At 47.4% G+C, this 20,943-nt stretch carries 19 protein-coding genes and 1 tRNA gene; 2 read left to right on the forward strand and 18 right to left on the reverse strand.

Annotation, left to right across the window (positions count from 1 at the left end):
- Positions 1-27 precede the first annotated feature (27 nt).
- The 9 genes from secG to J2Z66_RS27795 all read right to left on the reverse strand — a co-directional run bounded on the left by secG (position 28) and on the right by J2Z66_RS27795 (position 9,716).
- Positions 28-264: a preprotein translocase subunit SecG gene (secG, locus tag J2Z66_RS27755; RefSeq protein ID WP_209975999.1), complete on the reverse strand. Its 237-nt coding sequence runs from the start codon at positions 262-264 to the stop codon at positions 28-30.
- 308 nt (positions 265-572) lie between these two features.
- Positions 573-1,280: a M50 family metallopeptidase gene (locus J2Z66_RS27760; RefSeq protein ID WP_209976000.1), complete on the reverse strand. Its 708-nt coding sequence runs from the start codon at positions 1,278-1,280 to the stop codon at positions 573-575.
- A gap of 37 nt (positions 1,281-1,317) precedes the next feature.
- The gene (gene eno / locus J2Z66_RS27765; RefSeq protein WP_209976001.1) at positions 1,318-2,610 is read right to left on the reverse strand and encodes a phosphopyruvate hydratase; all 1,293 of its coding nucleotides are present in this window, start codon (positions 2,608-2,610) and stop codon (positions 1,318-1,320) included.
- 111 nt (positions 2,611-2,721) lie between these two features.
- A complete protein-coding gene (gene gpmI, locus J2Z66_RS27770) occupies positions 2,722-4,272 on the reverse strand; it encodes a 2,3-bisphosphoglycerate-independent phosphoglycerate mutase (RefSeq protein WP_209976002.1) in 1,551 nt (516 codons plus the stop codon).
- Position 4,273: 1 nt separating this feature from the next.
- Entirely contained in the window at positions 4,274-5,026 is a 753-nt protein-coding gene (gene tpiA, locus J2Z66_RS27775; protein WP_209976003.1) for a triose-phosphate isomerase, read from the reverse strand.
- A 22-nt stretch (positions 5,027-5,048) separates the two neighbouring features.
- Positions 5,049-6,230: a phosphoglycerate kinase gene (locus J2Z66_RS27780; protein ID WP_209976004.1), complete on the reverse strand. Its 1,182-nt coding sequence runs from the start codon at positions 6,228-6,230 to the stop codon at positions 5,049-5,051.
- 107 nt (positions 6,231-6,337) lie between these two features.
- Entirely contained in the window at positions 6,338-7,342 is a 1,005-nt protein-coding gene (gene gap, locus J2Z66_RS27785; protein WP_209976005.1) for a type I glyceraldehyde-3-phosphate dehydrogenase, read from the reverse strand.
- Between the two features lie 36 nt (positions 7,343-7,378).
- Entirely contained in the window at positions 7,379-8,428 is a 1,050-nt protein-coding gene (locus J2Z66_RS27790) for a sugar-binding transcriptional regulator (protein ID WP_209976006.1), read from the reverse strand.
- 1,117 nt (positions 8,429-9,545) lie between these two features.
- The gene (locus tag J2Z66_RS27795) at positions 9,546-9,716 is read right to left on the reverse strand and encodes a hypothetical protein (protein ID WP_209976007.1); all 171 of its coding nucleotides are present in this window, start codon (positions 9,714-9,716) and stop codon (positions 9,546-9,548) included.
- 96 nt (positions 9,717-9,812) lie between these two features.
- Between J2Z66_RS27795 and J2Z66_RS27800 the strand changes: the two genes are divergently transcribed.
- Together J2Z66_RS27800 and clpP are read left to right on the forward strand one after the other, a co-directional pair.
- A tRNA-Arg gene (locus J2Z66_RS27800) sits at positions 9,813-9,887 on the forward strand.
- A gap of 130 nt (positions 9,888-10,017) precedes the next feature.
- A complete protein-coding gene (clpP, locus tag J2Z66_RS27805; protein ID WP_209976008.1) occupies positions 10,018-10,599 on the forward strand; it encodes an ATP-dependent Clp endopeptidase proteolytic subunit ClpP in 582 nt (193 codons plus the stop codon).
- A gap of 49 nt (positions 10,600-10,648) precedes the next feature.
- Here the strand turns inward: clpP and J2Z66_RS27810 are convergent, their stop codons facing one another.
- The 9 genes from J2Z66_RS27810 to J2Z66_RS27850 form a co-directional block, all read right to left on the reverse strand.
- Positions 10,649-12,406, reverse strand: coding sequence for a copper amine oxidase N-terminal domain-containing protein (locus J2Z66_RS27810; protein ID WP_209976009.1), 1,758 nt, complete (start codon positions 12,404-12,406; stop codon positions 10,649-10,651).
- 226 nt (positions 12,407-12,632) lie between these two features.
- Complete coding sequence (locus J2Z66_RS27815; RefSeq protein WP_209976010.1) at positions 12,633-12,902, reverse strand: HPr family phosphocarrier protein; 270 nt, start codon at positions 12,900-12,902, stop codon at positions 12,633-12,635.
- Positions 12,903-13,050: 148 nt separating this feature from the next.
- Positions 13,051-13,980, reverse strand: a complete 930-nt coding sequence (gene whiA, locus J2Z66_RS27820; protein ID WP_209976011.1) for a DNA-binding protein WhiA — start codon at positions 13,978-13,980, stop codon at positions 13,051-13,053.
- 5 nt (positions 13,981-13,985) lie between these two features.
- Positions 13,986-14,969: a gluconeogenesis morphogenetic factor MgfK gene (gene mgfK / locus J2Z66_RS27825; RefSeq protein WP_209976012.1), complete on the reverse strand. Its 984-nt coding sequence runs from the start codon at positions 14,967-14,969 to the stop codon at positions 13,986-13,988.
- 15 nt (positions 14,970-14,984) lie between these two features.
- A complete protein-coding gene (gene rapZ / locus J2Z66_RS27830; RefSeq protein ID WP_209976013.1) occupies positions 14,985-15,872 on the reverse strand; it encodes an RNase adapter RapZ in 888 nt (295 codons plus the stop codon).
- Positions 15,873-15,945: 73 nt separating this feature from the next.
- Positions 15,946-16,896 (reverse strand): ROK family glucokinase, encoded by a 951-nt coding sequence (locus J2Z66_RS27835; protein WP_209976014.1) that lies wholly within the window; start codon positions 16,894-16,896, stop codon positions 15,946-15,948.
- 208 nt (positions 16,897-17,104) lie between these two features.
- Positions 17,105-18,052, reverse strand: coding sequence for a thioredoxin-disulfide reductase (trxB, locus tag J2Z66_RS27840; protein ID WP_209976015.1), 948 nt, complete (start codon positions 18,050-18,052; stop codon positions 17,105-17,107).
- 69 nt (positions 18,053-18,121) lie between these two features.
- On the reverse strand, positions 18,122-19,861 hold the full coding sequence (locus J2Z66_RS27845; RefSeq protein WP_209976016.1) for a tetratricopeptide repeat protein: 1,740 nt from the start codon (positions 19,859-19,861) through the stop codon (positions 18,122-18,124).
- Positions 19,862-19,963: 102 nt separating this feature from the next.
- A complete protein-coding gene (locus tag J2Z66_RS27850) occupies positions 19,964-20,914 on the reverse strand; it encodes a ribose-phosphate diphosphokinase (protein WP_209976017.1) in 951 nt (316 codons plus the stop codon).
- Positions 20,915-20,943 lie beyond the last annotated feature (29 nt).

Here is a 20,943-nt window from a genome sequence, read left to right on the forward strand (position 1 = left end):
ATTTCCCTGCTGTCATAGTTTTATGTGCTACTGTTTAACTACGTAAGCTGCAACAATCGAGAGAATGAAAAACGCCGTTGCAAGTCCCATCGTAAGCCTTGATAAGAATAGGTCCAATCCACGAGCCTTCTGTTTACCGAACAGATGCTCAGCACCACCGGAAATCGCCCCCGACAACCCTGCGCTTTTACCTTTTTGAAGAAGAACAACAGCAATCATTCCAATAGAAGCTATAATTAATAAAATCTTCGTCGCTATTTCCATGTGAGCACCCCAATTGCCTGTACTTGCCGAATGAATCAGCATGAGTATTTTACCATACAACGCTTAAATTTACAAGGATGAGCCTGTATCCAGCTTGTATTCAGCTGGCATTCAGCCTGCATTCCCATGTTTTTCGTTTACATCTGATCTGCACCATCACTGCATTACGCTGCATTTCATATGCAAATTAATTACACACTCCTGAAAACATGGCCTCAACATTGTCCCCAATATAGCCCCACTCAAGCAAACTAGCCCTGTCAGAAATTATGTGAACAATCCACTTTAGTTTCATGCATGCTTCCCAATCACTCCCGATAAGAAGGAACCGGGGCCCTGTAGGCCCTCTTGCTTTTATGCCGGCCAAGAAAGGCTTGGACCGCTTGCTTGGCACACCAAAGGGCAAATAGAGTGAACAAACCAGCCCACAGTATCGCGGGCAATCCCGTGTAATTGCTGAGAATTGAAGCGTCACCCGCTTTGTTAGGATCAGACCAGGCATAGACCATCAAAGAAAACGGGCCAAAAACGGACTCCTCCAAACAAAGAAAGGCAAGCAGCAAATAATAAAAATTTCGGATCCACTGGGCCTTGGTAAGCAGCATCACAATTACGTTCAAAGCAATAAATCCGCCTAAAAAGGTCACACCATACGAATTCCTTACGAATAGCACCAAGGATACTATTGCCAGCAGTGTGATTACTATCAGTCCCTGCCGCTGCCGACCTTTGGCATACGCGGCAAACAAGTACCAGGTGAACAGCGAGGCGGTCATATACCCGGAAAGCGCAATCGGAAAAATGGACCATGACTTCGTAATAGTGGAATAAGTAACTCCGCTATGATCGGCGTAGAGCTCAATAAACATTACATTTCCAGAGAGCGCCAAAGTAATGATGGCATGGCCGAATTCATGGACCATCGTATCCAAATTGCGAAAAAAAGAAGAGGGGACCAGGTGTGTCAGCAAAGCGGAGCCTATCAAAAACAAGATAGTTTTCACCCAATTGCCCAAACCTCATCCCCCCTCTCGAAGAAAGATTAATTAAAGATTATTTAAATGATTTAAGATTATAAAATGCTGACTTGCCCGCATACTTGGAAACACTGGACAGTTCATCTTCAATACGAAGCAATTGGTTGTATTTCGCAACGCGGTCCGTACGGGAAGGTGCACCTGTCTTGATTTGTCCTGCATTGGTAGCTACGGCGATGTCAGCAATCGTGCTGTCTTCGCTCTCGCCGGAACGATGGGAGATAACAGCTGTGTAGCCTGCGCGTTTAGCCATTTCAATAGCATCAAAGGTTTCAGTCAACGTTCCGATTTGATTCACTTTTACCAAGATGGAGTTGCCGATGCCTTGCTCGATACCCGTGGACAAACGCTCTGTGTTCGTTACGAACAGATCGTCTCCTACCAGTTGAACCTTGCCGCCAAGCTTCTCGGTCAGCAGCTTCCAGCCATCCCAGTCGTCTTCGGAGCAGCCATCTTCAATGGTGATAATCGGATATTTATCGGCCCACTCAGCAAGTAAATCCACGAATTCAGCAGAAGTGTATGATTTGCCTTCGCCTTCCAGATGGTATTTACCGTCTTTGTAGAATTCCGTAGAAGCGACGTCCATACCAAGGAATACATCTTCGCCCGGCTTGTAGCCTGCACGTTCAATGGCAACAATGATCGTTTTGATTGCTTCTTCGTTGGAGCTAAGGTTTGGAGCGAATCCGCCCTCATCGCCTACCGCTGTGTTAAGGCCTTGTTCTTTAAGTACAGCTTTCAAGCTATGGAAAATCTCAGTACCGATGCGCAGCGCTTCTTTGAAGTTAGGAGCACCAACTGGCAGTACCATGAATTCTTGAACATCCACGTTATTGTCCGCATGCGCGCCGCCGTTTACGATGTTCATCATCGGCACAGGAAGCGTTTTGGCGTTGAATCCGCCTAAGTATACATACAAAGGTACATCCAGAGCATCAGCTGCAGCACGTGCAACTGCCATGGATACAGCCAGAATTGCATTAGCGCCCAGCTTGGCTTTGTTTGGAGTTCCGTCCAGCTCGATCATTTTTTGGTCGATGCCGACTTGATCCAGTGCATCCAGACCGATGATCTCAGGAGCAATGATTTCGTTGACGTTCTCAACGGCCTTCAGGACGCCTTTACCTAAATAACGACTCTTATCTCCATCACGAAGTTCTACGGCCTCATAAGCGCCTGTGGAGGCTCCAGAAGGCACGATAGCACGACCCATCGCTCCTGATTCTAAATAAACCTCTACCTCAACCGTCGGATTCCCCCGGGAATCCAGAACCTCGCGTGCGTAAACATCAGAAATTGTACTCATTGCATATACACCCCTTCATTATTATTCGAAATTTTTTACTAAGATGCGTGTTAAATGCATGCTTATAATAACTTTTTAGCTGTTTGTTAAGTTTGTAAGTACTAACAATAGTTAATTTGCCTGCAATCTCTTTATAATGGTTGTTCCAGTAATTTCCGCAGGAACTCCAAGCTCAAGCAGATCCAGCATAGTTGGAGCAATGTCAGCCAAAATACCGCCATCTCTTAGTGTAACATGATTGGCTGTAACAATGAAAGGAACGGGATTGGTAGTATGTGCCGTGTTCCGGCTGCCATCGGGATTCGTCACAACGTCTGCATTGCCGTGGTCAGCCGTAATGCAAGCCACTCCACCTTTGGCAAGAATCGCTTCAACCACCCGGCCCAGACAAACATCCGTAGCTTCGATTGCTTTCACGGTAGGCTCCAGCAGCCCGGAATGCCCTACCATATCCGGATTGGCGAAGTTCATAATGATCACGTCCTGACGCTCAGCTTCGATCTCCTGAACTACCGCATCGGCAAGCTCATAGGCACTCATCTCTGGCTTGAGGTCGTAGGTTGCCACTTTTGGTGAAGGAATAAGAATACGCGTCTCCCCAGGGAACGGCTCATCGCGTCCACCGTTGAAAAAGAACGTGACATGCGGATATTTCTCCGTCTCAGCTGCACGCAGCTGCCTCAGATCGTTCTGCACCAGCACTTCACCAAGCGTATTGTCAAGATTTCGCGACTTGTAAGCAACGTAGCCCCCGACCGTTTCGCTGAACAGTGTCAGGCACACGTAGTACAAATTTTTCGGCGGATGAGCTCCGCGGTCAAACCCGCGGAAATCTTCATTCGTAAACACTTGGGAAAGCTGGATCGCCCGATCCGGACGAAAGTTAAAGAAAACTACTGCATCTTCGCTCTCTACCAAGCCTACCGGTTTATCGAAGGCATCTACAATAACCGTCGGCATCACAAACTCATCAAAAACAGATTTCTCGTAAGATTCAACGACAGCTCTCAGCGGATCTGTATAATGCGGGCCATCGCCATACACCATCGCGCGGTAGGATTTCTCCGTACGCTCCCAACGCTTATCACGGTCCATCGCATAATAACGGCCTTGAATCGTTGCTATTTGACCCACGCCAACCTCAGAAATTTTCTTTATCAGACGTTCCACATAGCCTCTCGCGGAATCTGGCGCTACGTCACGACCGTCCAGGAAGGCATGGATGTAGACATCCTCCAGCTCTTCCTTCTTCGCCAGATCAAGCAGCGCAAACAAATGGTCAATATGGCTGTGAACTCCGCCATCTGAGAGCAGCCCGTATAAATGCAGCTTTTTGCCGTTTGTCTTGGCATGCCTTACGGCGCCAATCAGTGTTTCATTATCATAGAAATCCCCGTCACGAATCGACTTCGAAATACGCGTCAAATCCTGATATACAATACGGCCCGCACCAATATTTAAATGCCCGACCTCGGAATTTCCCATCTGTCCTTCGGGCAGTCCGACCGCTTCTCCGCAAGCCGTTAACGTCGTATGGGGAAAAGTCGACCAATAACGATCATAGTTTGGCTTGTTAGCAAAGGCTACCGCATTCCCTTGCACCTCCGAGCGAAGCCCGAAGCCGTCAAGAATAATCAATGCTACCGGTTTCGGTCTGGACATCCTACTTCGCCCCTTCCACAAGCTGAATGTAGGAAGAAGGCTCCAGGCTGGCTCCCCCTACAAGCGCTCCGTCGATATCCGTTTGAGCCATGTATTCTGCAATATTAGCTGGCTTAACGCTGCCACCGTATTGAATGCGCACCGCTTCAGCAGTCTCAGTCCCGTAAAGTCCGCTAACCAGCTGACGGATATAGCCGATGACATCTTGAGCATCTTCAGCTGTTGAGGATTTACCGGTTCCAATAGCCCAGATAGGCTCGTAGGCAATAACGACTTTTGCAGCCTGCTCAGCACTGATGTTTTGGAAAGCAGCTTCGGTTTGCACCTTGCATACTTCCTTCGTTTGCCCGGCTTCTCTTTCCTCCAGCTTCTCGCCCACACAAACGATTGGTGTTAAGCCATGTTTGAAGGCAGCAGCCACTTTTTTATTGACAATTTCGTCTGTTTCAGCAAAATAAGCTCTGCGCTCCGAATGTCCAATAATGACATACTCCACACCTAGCTCCTTCAGCATAACGCCGCTGATTTCACCTGTGAATGCTCCATTGTCTTCAAAGTGTAAATTTTGCGCCCCGATATGAAGCGATGTTCCCTTGGCAGCTTCCACAAGTGCCGGAAGGTTGGTATAAGGTGCGCAAATGACGCTTTCCACCTCTTGAATTTCTACTTGTCCCTTGACTTCATTGACGAAGCTGACTGCTTCAGAGACGGTTTTGAACATTTTCCAGTTGCCTGCAATAATCGGTTTTCTCATCCGTGACTCACTCCTCTATCCATTATTTATCGTTTAATGCTACGACGCCCGGTAAAGCCTTGCCTTCCATGAACTCCAAGGAGGCTCCGCCGCCTGTTGAGATATGATCCATTTTATCCGCAAGATGAAATTTCTCCGCAGCAGCAGCAGAATCCCCGCCGCCAATTACTGTATACCCTGATGTTGCAGCGCAAGCCTGGGCTATCTCCTGTGTACCATGTGAAAAAGGCTCGATCTCAAAAACACCCATAGGCCCGTTCCATACGACCAGCTTCGATGCAGCAATGGCTTCCGCATAAATTTTGCGGGTTTCTGGTCCAATGTCAAGACCTTCCCAATCGGCCGGAATTGCATCGACGCCCACAACTTGCGTATTTGCATCGGCGCTGAAAGCATCAGCGATTACAATATCAACAGGCAGCAGGAAGTTAACACCTTTTTCTTTTGCTTTATTTATAAAGCTGAACGCAAGCTCAAGCTTGTCGTTATCTACAAGTGATTTGCCGATCTCATGTCCTTGTGCTTTGAGGAATGTATAGGCCAGTCCACCGCCAATAATTACGGTATCCGCAAGATTCAGCAGGTTATCAATGACGTCAATTTTGTCCTTTACTTTGGCTCCCCCGATAATTGCTGTGAACGGACGTTCCGGATGGCTTAGCGCTTTACCGAGAACCTCCAGCTCCCTTTCCATAAGCAGACCGGATACAGCCGGCAAATGGTGGGCAATCCCTTCCGTTGAAGCATGCGCACGATGCGCCGCGCCGAAGGCATCATTAACATAAAGATCCGCCAGCTCTGCCCAGGCTCTGGCCAGCTCAGGATCGTTCTTTTCCTCGCCTGCATAAAAGCGGACATTTTCCAGCAGCAGCACGTCGCCGTCTTTTAGCTCAGCAGCCTTAGCTTGTACAGCTTCACCAATCGCTTCGTCCGCTTTAGCTACCGGCTTGCCAAGCAGCTCAGACAATCTTGCCGCCACCGGCGTCAGCCGCAGCTCCTCGGCCACCTGGCCTTTGGGACGTCCCAAATGGCTGGCCAAAATAACCCTAGCCCCTTTGTCCACCAAATATTTAATGGTAGGCAGCGTTTCTTTAATGCGCGTATCGTCTGTAATTTGTCCGTTCTCCAGAGGCACATTGAAATCAACGCGAACGAAAACTTTTTTACCTGCTACTTCTACATCCCGAACACTCTTTTTACTCATTTCACTAGCCTCCTGATTTGCTTGGAATTCAACATTTCTCTCACAATCATACCGAAAGAGGAGAATCTCTTCTCCTCTGTTGTAGTACAATTCTGTGAAAAATGCAATTATAGGCCTTTAGCAGCGATGAAAGCGGCAAGATCAACAACACGGCTGGAGTAGCCCCACTCGTTGTCGTACCAGGAAACAATTTTAACCATATTATCGCCAACCACCATAGTGGATAAAGCGTCGATTGTGGAAGAAGCAGGGTCACCGTTGTAATCACTGGACACAAGCGGCTCAGCCGAGTAGTTCAAGATGCCTTTCAGCGGGCCTTCAGCAGCAGCCTTCAGCGCTCCGTTGATGTCGTCGACTGTTACATTTTGGCTCAGCTCTACAACAAGATCCGTTACCGAAACATTCGGTGTAGGAACACGCATAGCCATACCATTCAGTTTACCCTTAAGCTCAGGAAGCACCAGCGATACTGCCTTGGCAGCTCCAGTTGTGGAAGGAATGATGTTCTCTGCAGCAGCACGTGCGCGGCGCAGGTCTTTATGCGGCAGATCAAGCACGGATTGATCGTTTGTGTAGGAGTGAATAGTAGTCATCATCCCTTTGACGATACCAAAGTTATCATTGATAACCTTAGCGAAAGGAGCCAGACAGTTCGTAGTACAAGATGCATTCGAAATAATAGTGTGCTGGGAAGCATCATATTTATCTTCATTAACACCAAGCACGATCGTAATATCTTCGTCAGTAGCAGGTGCTGAGATAATAACCTTTTTGGCTCCGCCCTTTAAATGCAGGGAAGCTTTTTCTTTGGATGTGAAAATTCCCGTGGATTCTACTACGATTTCAACACCATATTCTCCCCAAGGAAGGTTCCCAGGATCACGCTCAGCAAATACTTTAATCGGCTTACCGTTTACGATCAGCTCGCCTTCGCCAGCTTCAACCGTTGCATTAATTTTACCATGAGTTGTGTCATATTTCAGCAAGTGAGCCAGCGTTTTAACGTCTGTTAAATCATTAACCGCGACAATTTGTACTTCCTCATTGTTTAGAGCAGCGCGGAACACATTACGACCGATACGTCCGAAACCATTAATCCCAACTTTTACCATATTAAATTCCTCCTAAAATATAGTTCTACATTTATTTCAAGACGGCCTGATAGACACGTCATGATGACTACGTTTAATAATTTCATGAGCAGCAGCTTCGTCAGTAACCAGCACATCTTCTTGACCGTACAAAAGTACCGAAGCGATCGCTTCTCCCTTGCTCTTGCCACCGCCTACGCCGATAACAACCTCGGCCTGCTGAAGATCTTCCAGCCTTAGGCCAACGGTAGGCATCCTATGAACTACATTACCCTGCCTGTCAAAATAGTAACCGAACGCCTCCGCGAGCGCGCCTACTTCCTGTAAATTCTGCGTCGCCTCTGCGCTTGCTTTACGCCTGCGTGCCATCACCATAGCATCTCCGATTCCATGAACGACGATTCGGCTTTTCCGCACCGTGTCCACAATCTCTTTGATTTGCGGATCCTGAATCAGAGACTGGTAAGCTTCTTCTCCCATATGGTCGGGCACATGAAGCAACCGGTATTTGCCGCCCGTTTTCTTGGCCATCGTCGAGGCAATCGTGTTCGCCTGCAGCTCTACGCTTTCGCCAAGGCCGCCGCGGGCAGGCAAGAATAGATTTTTTTTCATGGAGGCTGACGTAGTAAGGTGGTTGGCAACTTCAGCCATAGTGGAACCGCCCGTTACAGCAATAACATCCTCATTCGCCGCATATTTCCGCAGAACCGCTGCTCCAGCACGCCCCAGTTCCTTTCTGGTAAATGCGGAGGTGTCCGAATCCCCGGGAACAATAACGACTTGACTAACGCCAAAAAAGCTGCGAATCTGCTCTTCCAAATCCGTAAGCCCAAACGCTTCCTTCACCAAAGGCTCCATATCCTCTAGCAGCTTGCGGCCGGATTCACTTATCTTCATACCCGATGTTTCAATCTCCAGCAGTCCCTGCTCCTTGAGGTACTCTACCTCAGCACGCAGAATCCGTTCCGTCATATTCAAAGAGCTGGCCAGTGTCCTTCGTCCTACAACCCCAGTCACCTGAATATGCCGCAAAATGGAGTATCTTTTCTTCATTATGTCCAATAAATCGGGCAATAGCTGTTTCTGAATATTGAGGATTTCTCTCATAGCGTGTTGCCTACTCCCCTGATTCTAATCATGGACGATTTACGTCCCGGCCATGCATTTTAAGTCCCACCTAGGCCAAAAAAAATATTTCCTGCTCCTTTAGTATACTCAATTTCACCGAATGTTTCAACCACCCTTTACAAACCTTTAAGAAATGGGCCATTTGGCGCCCTTTGAAAAGCTTGTTCGTTACGGAGTTCGTTGCGGAGTTCTTTACTGGAGTTCGTTATGGGAGCTCGTTACTTAAGCCCATTACGGAGTTCGTTACTGGATTCGTTACTGGAGCCCATTACGTTGATTCGTTCCAAAGGGACTTGCTGCTGGCTCCAGCCGCTGTAAAAATAAAATTTGCTCCCTTTAATGGAATGGATGTGGGGGTTGGAACAACTCATTAAATGCTGATGCTACCGCTCTTCCACCCACAGCCCTTCCCTGCTCCTTCCCTATTCCAGCTACAATCGCGCCCGAGCACCACGTTCAAACATCAAGCTCAAGGACAGCAAACAAGTTTTTTTCTTGAGATTTCTTAGCGGACAAAGCGGGGGATGATAAATTGAAAGAATCTGCTGCTTTAACGATGTTTTTCATCGCTAAAAGCACGGGGCCGTCTCCACATCCTTGCTTTAACGATGAAAAACATCGTTAAAATCCCGTTTCACCACCCAGAGAGGCCATCCGTCCTCTTTTAACGATGAAAAATCATCACTAACGTGACTGATTGACTTAGAAAACTTACTTTAACGATGAAAAAACATCGTTAAGTGCTTTAAGTGAAACTCACACTCGCGAGCGACTAAAAGGTAGGTCCCATCCCCAATCCGAAGCGGCGGAATGTATGCGGAGAATCGCGCCATTTGGCCGGTCTTATTTGACTACATTAGAAGTTTGCCCTGGCTCTTGTGACGCTCCTTGGCTCTCTGAACACTTTCTCGCCCCCCTTGCGCATCCTTCCCATTCTCACTCCGGCTTTCTCCACCCTCTTCTAGTACTTACTGATCCATTTGTCCATTCTGATCCTTTCTAAACCTGGATTCCACCTTCTGAGCCTAAGGGATAGTGCACATATAAAAAATACGAAACTATCATACAATTCAATTTTCTTGATCTGATTAAATCATTAACGCGTTATTACTTTATTGTAATAACGCGTTCTCCCATCATTCTTATCGTTCCTGCCCCTCATGTTCTTGTCTTTCTTGTCTTTCTCGTCTTTCTCGTCTTTCTTTTCTTTCCCGTCTTTCTCGTCTTTCTTTTCTTTCCCGTCTTTCTCATCTTTCATGTCTTTCACATCTTTCTCACCTTTCTCATCTTTCTCCTTGATTTTTTCCTGCGTCTACCGTATAATTACCCTTGCTTGTCATTTAGTCGTGAAATCATTTTGTATGCGCCCGTGGTCCAATGGATATGACGTAGGCCTCCGAAGCCTGAGATCAAGGTTCGATTCCTTGCGGGCGCGCCATTTAAACATCATGACAAGCAGCCATCAGTTGAAAAACTGATTTTTTTATTATAACGGTTTGACCTTTCTTGACCTTTGTTTGATTTTTCTGTATCATGTTTGTAGAACCCACTAGAAGGAGGCAATTCGAATGAGCTTTATTCCTATGGTCGTAGAGCAAGACGCAAGAGGCGAGAGAGGTTACGATATTTACTCGCGTCTTCTGAAAGATCGCATCATTTTCCTTGGAACTGGAGTGAACGATGTCGTAGCCAATTCCATCATCGCTCAGCTTCTTTTCTTGGCGGCTCAAGATCCTGATAAGGATATCAGCATTTACATCAACAGTCCCGGAGGCTCCATTACTGCGGGAATGGCCATCTATGATACCATGCAATTCATCAAGCCTGATGTGTCGACGATTTGTGTCGGTATGGCGGCATCCATGGGAGCCTTCCTCCTGACAGCTGGAGCAATCGGCAAGCGTTATGCGCTGCCTAACAGCGAAGTTATGATTCATCAGCCTCTCGGAGGCGCTGAAGGGCAAGCTTCGGATATTGCTATCCGGGCTAAGCGAATTCTCAAAATGCGCGACAACCTCAACAAAATCCTTGCCGAGCGCAGCGGACAACCGATAGAGCGCCTCGAGAAGGATACCGACCGCGATTACTTTATGAGTGCTGCAGAAGCTCAAGCTTATGGGCTGATCGATAAAGTTATTGAAAAGGTATAAAACACGCAAAAAAAGGAACAGGCTAATCAGCCTGTTCCTTTTTTTATGCTTATTTATCATCCAGCGGGTAGAAGACCAGGTCGATTGGAAACACCGAGCCTCCCGGTGGGGTAAATTCTATTTCCAGAGCTTCCTCTTTCCCAGTTGTCCGGGCCAGTATCTGCATGCCATCAAATGATGTCATCACTCCGGAAGCTGGCGCCTTCACGAACTTACCATTAATTTTAAATGATCCGCTGAATACGCCGCCGCGGGCCAGAACCATAATGGCCATCTTACGCGGTTTATCCGCATGAATTTTGTAGATTACACCCTGATTGCCTTTGTTTTCCGTTATTTGCATGGTCGTGGCATCGTTGCCCTTTGTATAGGGATCCGTCTTGTTGTCGCCAATAGTCACGATAGAGGCTTTGGAAAAGGATGAAGCATCGATTTTCCAATCCAGCTCTGTTACTGGAAAGGTCCCTCTCGTATCCCCTGTGTTAGCAAGCTGAGGCAAGTCTAACAACGTATCCAGGGAAATCTCCGGGGCAGCGACAAAAGCAAATTTCAATGCGCCATCGGTTTCAATGTCATAAAATAAATTTGCAGCCTCTCCCGGATAGAAATTTGGCAGCTGCGCATACACTAACGTCCGGTTAGGCGGAACAATAAGCTCCTCGTCGTAGCTATCCTGGAGCAATAAATCGATTGCAGCATTATTTCCAATAATGTTCGTATACACCGAGGATGTTACAGTCCCTTTGCTTGTTGTACGAAGCGTAATCGGCTCATTCGAACTGTTGACAACTAGAATGGCCATCGTCATCTTTTGATTAGAGCCATTAATGTGATTAGCATACAGCCTGGCTTTACCGCTAACTTGATCCTGGTACAGCACGCCTGCTTGCGTGAATTCCTCCGGACTGTTGCTAAGCAGCAGCTTTCTGTCCGTACCTGGAGTCACAGCCTTGGGCAGCCGCGGCAGCTCATCAAATCTTGACCACGGCAGACCCCAATTGGTTGTCCGGATCGAGCCTCCCACGGGCTTCGTGTAGAAAGGGTATTCGGCCTCCGTCAAATATGGCACATCCACAACAGTTACATACGAAGCAAACAACTGGCTTTTATGACCATGGAAGTCCGTCACCTGAAGCGAAACCGGATATTTGCCAGCCGCAAAGAACGCCTCCTGCTTGCCAAACCATTCATAGTGCACGCCCTCAGCATCAGGATCATAGCTCAAATCTACATAGTTAATCGGCTCACCGATCCGGTACGTTGGCTTAGCTGTGGTAAATCTGGCAACGGGGTTGGAGTTACCATCCTGCTCAACATAAATGCTTTCCGGGTTTGCTGTATAAACAATATTTACGCTTCTAAGCTTATCGTCATAAGTATACTCAGCACCCATATAATCAGCTACCCACGTCAGCTTGACCAGCAGCTTGCCCTTCACTATAGCCGCAACGGAATCAAAAGGAGTGTCAATGCCGTTAATGGTCGCCTTCTTCTTATCCGAATTAAGTACAATATTATAGCCCGGCGGTTTCATTTCAATGTTGCGTGAAGCATCATTCCAATTCACTTCGAAGCCCAGCGCATCTCCCAGAAATTTGGCGGGAACGAACATCTTATCTTTAATAATTGTGGCCGGCACTTCCAATTGAATTTGCTTGTCATCAATGAATGCACCCTTCTGATCTACATAAAGCACGATAGTGGAAGTGCTTGTAGAGATGGCCTGAGCGGGGGGACCGGCTAAGAAACTTGCCAGTAAAACCAGCAGTGCCGTAAAAAGTGCGATTTGTTTCTTTTGCGATTTCATGTTTAACTCCTCATGTATGCGAATTTTCTACAGAAAGTATGTCGTCAGGAGTCTCCTCCTGGCGGAACGGCAAATACCCCTTTCCATAAATGGTCATGTCTACTTAGACACCATTGTATAGGAAAAGGTTTCATTCGATTTCTCGATGTAACAAATTTGCCATACTTTGTTTGGATATTCGCTCCTAAGCGTGAAAAAGCTTCCTTCGGAGGAAGCCTTCGACGAATTATTGGTTCTCCAATTCTTCCTTGCTTACCAAAGTGACTAGAGCGTTTACAGCCTGTTCGGCATCCGAACCTTCCGCACTAATGAAGACTTCAGTCCCTGTGCTTATTGCAAGACTCATGATTCCCATTATGCTCTTCGCATTTACCTTCTTTTCATCCTTCTCTACGAAGATTTCCGATGAAAACTTATTCGCCTCTTGAACGAACAATGCCGCAGGTCTGGCATGAAGGCCGGTTTTCAATTTCACAACGACTGGCCGTCTGGACATGGAACCAATTCCCCCTACTTTAAACTTTATATGAATTACTTTCGTAAACGGTGCTGCTCATGTTTATAGACCATTATACCATTTTTCCACCAAGTACACTAGAACAAATACGAAAAACTTCATTTTTTAACGATTTCATGGGATTGAGCTAAGAATTTCGCAGCTTATCGGCTAATTCGTCGATTTTTCGAAGGCGGTGGTTCACGCCTGATTTGCTTACGCTGCCCTTTAGCATATCTCCAACCTCTTTAAGATTCATATCCGGGTGCTGAAGACGGATCGTGGCGACCTCCCTCAGCTTCTCAGGAAGATTCTCCAGACCGACCTCTCTTTGCAAAAGGCGGATATTATCGATCTGCCTGACGGCTGCACCTATCGTCTTATTCAAGTTGGCAGTCTCACAATTCACAATCCGGTTTACGGAATTGCGCATATCCTTCATGATCCTGACATCCTCAAAACGCAATAATGCCTGATGCGCTCCAATAATATTAAGGAATTCGATAATTTTCTCGCCTTCCTTCATATAGAACACAAAGCCCTTCTTGCGCTCAATACAACGTGCATTCAGCTCGAAGCGGTTTGCCAGGCGGCAAAGCGACTTGCAGTGCTCCTCATAGATAGAAGCTATCTCCAGATGGTAAGAGGATCCCTCAGGATTATTCACAGAGCCTCCAGCTAAGAAGGCGCCGCGTAAGTAAGCCCGTTTGCAGCAGTTATTGCGGATAATATCCTTCTCAATGCCTGGTGCGAATACAAAGCCCTCCGAGACGATACGGAGCTCTGACAGCAGCTCTTGCACCTGCTGGGGGACACGAACAATGTACACATTATTTTTCTTCAGACGCATTTTCTTTCTTACCAACAGCTCGGTATGCAAACGAAACATCTTTTTGAGAAGGACGTAGATTCTCCTTGCGATAGCGGCATTCTCAGTAGAAATATCCAGAATGACCCGCTGATTCGAAAGCTGAACCGACCCGTTCATCCGGATCAAGGCGGATAGCTCCGCTTTCTCGCAGCATGCATCCGCTTCTACAAGTGTTAGTTCTTTCTTGGTTTGTGCCGCAAAGGACAAAGGTCTCACCTCTTCCTTAACATCCAGCTTTCAACGAGCTGATAAATATGATCGCTAAGCTTTTCCGCATCATGCCTGAGATAGGTCCGAAATAGAACCAGACGGTCCGCAATGACGCGGTACCCCTTCTTCGCCACTTCCTCTAGGTCCAGATGAACGGCCTTAGCTCCCTGCTCCGCATATTTGGCCTGCACCTGGGGAGGAATCTCACCATTATTAACAATAACATAATCAAACAGATGATGCCCGACATGATCATGAATCGCATCCAAATGGTCACTAACCGAATAACCATCCGTTTCGCCTGGTTGAGTCATAACGTTGCAAATGAACATCCTGACTGCGTCAGAGCGAAGAATTTCCTCAACAATTTGGGGAACAAGCAAGTTCGGCAGCACGCTCGTATACAAGCTTCCAGGCCCGCATAGGATAGCATCTGCTTCACGAATCGCCTGAAGAGCTTCCTCCAGAGGGGCTACATCCTTAGGCTCAATATAAAGCCGTTTGATTTTTCCTAATGCCTTCGGGATTTTGGATTCTCCCTCAATAGTTGTTCCGTCTTCCATAACCGCTCTCAAGCTGATCGCTTCTCTGGAAGCCGGGAGAACTCTTCCCCGTACAGCAAATACACGATTCATTTCCTGAACGCCAGTGACAAAGTCACCGGTAATATCAGTAAGGGCCGCCAAAATTAAGTTTCCCAGACTGTGACCGGCAAGTCCTGTACCTGTCTGGAAACGATATTCCAGAATCTGTGAGAGCAAAGGCTCTACATCAGCGAGCGCTGTCAGCACGTTGCGAATATCTCCTGGCGGAGGCATGTGCATTTCAGAACGAAGTATCCCGGAGCTGCCGCCATCATCCGCAACAGTTACAATTGCCGTAATATCGACCGGCTTCTCCTTTAGTCCCCTGAGCATTACAGAAAGACCCGTTCCCCCGCCAATGACTACGATTCGTGGAATACCCCGAGGATCGTCTTTTTTCATTCAACCTTCACCCTCTTATAGGCGGTCACGATCCGCATCTCTATGACTTATTCTGACTATCTCGGTTTCACTATTGTCTATGACCCTGCCCAGATATTCAGCAATAGCCACAGACCTGTGCTTTCCTCCTGTACAACCAATGCCGACGACCACCTGGCTTTTGCCTTCCTTCTTGTATTGCGGCATCAGGAAGTGCAGCATATCGAGCAGCTTGATCAAGAACTCCTGGGTTTCCGACCATTTCATCACATAATCGTAGACGTCAGGGTCCTGGCCTGTTTGAGGCCGCAGCTGCTCTACATAATGGGGATTCGGCAAAAACCTGACGTCAAAAATCAAGTCCGCATCAATCGGAATTCCATACTTAAAGCCAAAGGAAACTACATTAATAGATATACGATTCGTCTCCAGATTAGTAAATCTGGAAATAATTCTTTCTTTGAGCTGTGCAGGTTTCAGCACACTGGTATCAATCACCTGTGTAGCCAGTCCCTTGAGCTCCTCCAACAGCTTGCGTTCTAGCCCAATACCCTCCAAAGGCGGGCTTTGGGGAGCAAGAGGATGTCTCCTTCGGCTCTCTTTATAACGCTGTACGAGTGTTGCATCTGTAGAATCAAGAAAGAGGATTTCATAGGTTAACGTGTAGTTCTCTTGAATAGAACGAAGTGATTCCTGAAGCGCCGTGAAAAATTCACGTCCGCGCAAATCGATTACCAGCGCGACCTTGCCGATCTTCCCCTTCGACTGTTCAATCAATTCGGCAAATTTCGGGATCAGCACAGGGGGAAGATTATCTACGCAGAAAAATCCGATATCTTCGAGGCTTTGAACGGCAATCGTTTTTCCCGCTCCCGACATTCCTGTAATGATGACCAGTTTTGCTAATGCATGGGTATCTTCCATAGGCTGCACCTTCCTTGTGAAGAACGTTAACCGGCTCTTTCGGTGAAAAGCTGCCTGTTACGCACTCCATTACTTAATGATTTAGATTCAACCCCGCGGCACCCACAACACCTGCGTCGTTGCCTAATGTGGCAGGAACGATATCCACACCTTCACGAGCCTGCTCCGGCGTGAATTTAAGAAAGGTTTCGCGGATAGGCGTAAACAATATTTCCCCAGCTTTGGAGACGCCTCCACCAATAATGAAGCGCTGCGGATTAAGGACAACGGCTATGCTGGCCATAGATTTCCCTATATAATGGGCTGCGCGGTGAACGATACGCAAAGCTACGTCGTCTCCCTGCTTAGCGGCATCAAATACGTCCTTGGCTGCTATTTTTTCGAGCAGAGCCAGTGATGTGTGCTCACTGCGTTCAACAGCATCGTTAGCCATCCGCACAATACCCGTCGCCGATGACACCGTCTCCAGGCACCCGACTTGGCCGCAGCCGCAATTGATAGCTTCGATATCAGGCACTATCGACATATGGCCAAGCTCGCCAGCCATACCGCCTGAGCCTTGATAAATATGCGAATCGATGATAATACCCCCGCCAACGCCTGTACCGAGCGTATAGCAGACTACATTCTTAATTCCTGCACCTGCTCCGCTCCAGGCTTCTCCAAGAGCAGCCACATTAGCATCGTTGTCTATCTTTACAGTTTTGCCCAATTTCTCTTCTAATATTTTCTTCGCCTGAACGTTGTTCCAGCCTAAATTCGGTGAGAACTTAACGATTCCCTCCGGAATGTCCAAGAAACCGGCCAGACCCGCACCAATACCGGCAACCTGATCCCAAGTAAAATCCGAATCGTCAACTATTTTCCTCACATAATCAGCTATTCGTCCCAGAACAGCCTCTGCCCCATCCTCTACCTTGGTAGGACCTTCATAAGTATGCAGAAGCTGGCCATTTTCATCACAGATACCAACTTTAATGTTAGTACCGCCTAAATCAACACCAATATAAATCTGATTTGCCATGCGAGTCACCTCAACGAATGATCGTAATATTTGGGGCCTAAGCTCCTGTTCCAACTATAAGTCAACCCGCTAGGTTGGTCAAGATTGTTCCGTCTGTTCTGAATTTTTGAAAAAACGTGGAAAGGACTCCCCTTCCACGTTTTCAACTGCCCGCTGCCCAAGTTTTACCATCGGCGGCTTGCAATGATTCACAAGTATTCACGAAATTTTATAGCGATTGACTCCAGTCATGGACCATATGGCCTTCAAGGAACTTTTCAGAGTCCAGGGCAGCCGCACAACCACTGCCTGCAGCCGTAATAGCCTGACGGTATTTCTGATCCTGTACGTCTCCGCAAGCGAATACGCCCGGGATATTCGTTTCTGTAGTGCCTGGCGTTACAAGAATATAGCCAAGCTCATCCGTTGTAATCTGTCCGGCCAGGAAGCCCGTATTTGGCGTATGGCCAATAGCTACGAATATGCCATCCGTTTCCAGCACTTCTTCTTCACCGGTTTCGTTGTTGATGACTTTCAGGCCTGTTACGCCTTTGTCGCCAGAAATAACTTCGATCGGTGTATTATTGAGAGACCATTTAATTTTTTCGTTGGCGCGTGCACGGTCCTGCATGATTTTGGAAGCTCTCAGCTCCCCGCGGCGATGCACCAGTCGTACTTCGGAAGCAAAGCGGGTAAGGAAGTTAGCTTCTTCCATGGCGGAGTCTCCGCCGCCCACAACAATAATCTTTTTGCCGCGGAAGAAAAAGCCGTCACAGGTTGCACAGGTACTGACACCTCTGCCCATGCTTTCCTTCTCGTTCTTGATACCTAGCAATTTAGCAGACGCTCCGGTGGAAATAATCAAGGTTTCTGCCTCGATCACACCCAGCCCTTCTACGTTAAGCTTAAACGGGCTCTTGCCAAGCTCTGCTGAATTCACCCAGCCGGTCTTGAACTCAGCACCGAACCGCTCAGCTTGCTTGCGCATATTATCCATCAATTCCGGACCCATAATACCTTCCGGAAATCCAGGGAAATTCTCAACTTCTGTAGTTGTGGTAAGCTGTCCGCCCGGCTCCGGGCCTTCAATAACTAGCGGTTTAAGGTTAGCTCTGGCCAAATAAATAGCAGCCGTCAAGCCTGAGGGTCCTGTTCCTATTACAACTGATTTATACATATAGCTTTTCCTCCTATTCGCTCTGCGAAGTCTGTACGGCAGACTCCTTATTGGTGTAGCTTTCCCTCGTTAATCTATATTTAAAAACTTAGGAAAGATGGCTTCCATCTTTTCCTTAAGCCCACATGCCTCATCAATCAGCTTGACATTCTTGCTTACGGTTGAAACGGTAACCCCATATCTGGCCGATACCTCGTTATAAGATATAGCGCGGCGGTGCATCTTGGCGATCAAATATTCGAGCGCAGCCGCCCAGCCTTCCGACTTCGTAATTCTCGGTATGCTCGGATACATACGGGTCAAATATTCAACCCATAGGATCTCCAGGTCATGCTGCTGGATCATATCATACCGTTTGTACATCCCCCGCAGTGCGATTTCCAGCACTTCCTGCCATTTGGTTTCCCATACCGGCAGGTTCGGTGTAAACGGCGATGCCTGGATCTCGATCGGCTTGTTATCCAGATAGGCGGGAAGCGCATCTTTGACACCTATGCTTCGCAGTACAAAAATGGCTACCTTTTTCAAATAATCATCTTCACCAGGCTCTATAATAAATTCTTTGAGAGCGTCCTTCACTTCACTGTCGGCAATCAGACCAAAAGCCTGAATGACCTGCAGCTTCGTATCCATATCTCCATGGCGCAATGCCCAGAAGAATGAAGACCGCACTAGAGGATCTTTCTTAAGCTGATCAGGAATGCCCTGCTCGAACTTCTCCAGCACGCGAAACTGCTCCTCAAAGGGTAAATGATAATGGTAGCTAACAACAACTCTCTTACCGTCATCCTGCATTTGCTGAATTTGGTCGAGATAGAATTTAGGTATCTCCGTCCCAGGATCCAGCTTCTCAACCTGCCGCCAGTAACGCTGGGCTTCGATATATCTCCCTATATTGCAGGCAGCAACAGCCGTATAGTGATAAAGACAAGGATCAAGATCCCCTTCTCCCGTCTTCAACAGACGTTTGAACAGATGATAGGCCTTCTCATGCTCGCCAAGAATTCCCATTGTGGTAGCCAGCTTGAACACATGGTCCTGCTGATAGGGTGACGTCTTGCGCAGCAGCGATGCCAGCTCAGCCAGCTGAGCTTTGTTGCCGAAATGCTGATGAAAAATAGCCAGGTTACAAAGAGCATGAAGGTTGCCCGCATCGATCTCAAGCACCTCATGGATCGTTTCCATTGCTTTGCCAAATTGACCCATATAATAATAAGCAAGCGCCAAATTGTTGCGTGCCGCTAGAAAATCAGGATGCTTCTTGATCAGCTTCTCAAGCTGTCGCACCGCCTCCGAGAACTTGCCTTCTTCCAGAAGCGCTCTTGCTTTATCGTGTTCGAACAAGCCCTGACGGCTCTTGATCGTAGTTAACGGTGTCGGCCGGTCCAGCTCATAGCTTAAAAGCTCCATCATCTCTTCCGACTCTTCCAGAAATTGGCCCATCGCATCGTCCTCCAAATACCGGACAATTGATGCCTCCGCCTGTTCGAAGCTTTCCATGTTGGCATAGTTATTAGCCATATAAAAATAGCACTCGGTCATAGCAGGATCGACCTTATCGATAATCTGCTGCAAAATGCGGTTAGATTCTTCGTAGTTCCCCATCTCGGAAAGAACGCCAGCCAGGTTGCAGTGATTCACCGGGTTTTCCGGCTCGTATTCAACTGCTCGGCGAAAATACTTAAGCGCCTTATCATAATGAAACCGATCCAATGATTGAACCGCTCTCTCGAAAAAGAATGCGGCATCCATGTGAATCGATATGACTTTAGGCTTCAGCGCTTTGGACACACGCTTTTTCTTTTCCATAGCTAGGCACCTCCGGTATCTTGAATTACTTCAAATTATACCACAGTTAGCGGGGAAGCCAAAAACCTTTATCCAAACTTATCCAAGTTAATTACTAGGAGTCTATACGCCGCCGTATTTAAATAAGGAAGAAATCGAACCGCCCTCAACAATAATCCGAATGGAATTGGAAAGAAGTGGCGCAATGGTTAGCACGTGGAACTTCTCGGAATGGTTCTCTGGAATCGCGATCGAGTCCGTAATAATGACCTCTTTGATGTTAGGATGATCCAAGCGCTGTAGGGCAGGACCAGAGAAAACTGGATGGGTGGCACAAATATAAACATCATTGGCGCCTCTTTCCTTCAAGCCTTCCACAACATTGACGATTGTCGTTCCTGTATCGATCAAATCTTCAATAATAATTGGAGTCCGGCCAGCAACCTCACCAATGACATGCGTAATAACCGACTCATTATGTGCCGGCCGTTTCTTGATCATCATGGCAAAAGGAGCATCGAGAATATTGGCCATTTTCTCAGCTGTAGTAGCACGTCCCGCATCAGGAGATACGATAATGGGATCCACCAGATTTTTCTTGCGAACATAATCGGTGATGACATCAAGCGCAGTTAGATGATCCACTGGAATATCGAAGAAGCCTTGAATCGCCGGAGCATGCAGATCAATCGTAACAACACGATCGGCGCCTGCAGCGCTGAATAAATCGGCTACCAGCTTGGCTGAAATCGGTTCACGTGGAGCCGCTTTGCGTTCTTGACGGGAGTAACCATAGTAAGGGAGGACAAGATTGATCGTTTTGGCAGAAGCCCGTTTGGCCGCATCCATCATAACTAGCAGCTCCATTAAATGCTCATTGATTGGATGGGACAAGGTCTGAACCAGAAACACATCGCAATTACGGACGCTTTCCTCATACAAGCAGTAAATTTCTCCGCTCTTGAATCTGGATAATTTGATCTGTCCTAGCGGTAAGCCAAGCTCGTTGCAAATGCGTTCCGCGAGCTTCGGATTCGAAGATCCGGAAAAGATTTTTAGATTGTCGCTATACATGGTTACGGTTACCTCCGAAGGTTCGTTAA

The organism is Paenibacillus eucommiae, assembly GCF_017874215.1.
GTDB lineage: Bacteria > Bacillota > Bacilli > Paenibacillales > NBRC-103111 > Paenibacillus_AI > Paenibacillus_AI eucommiae.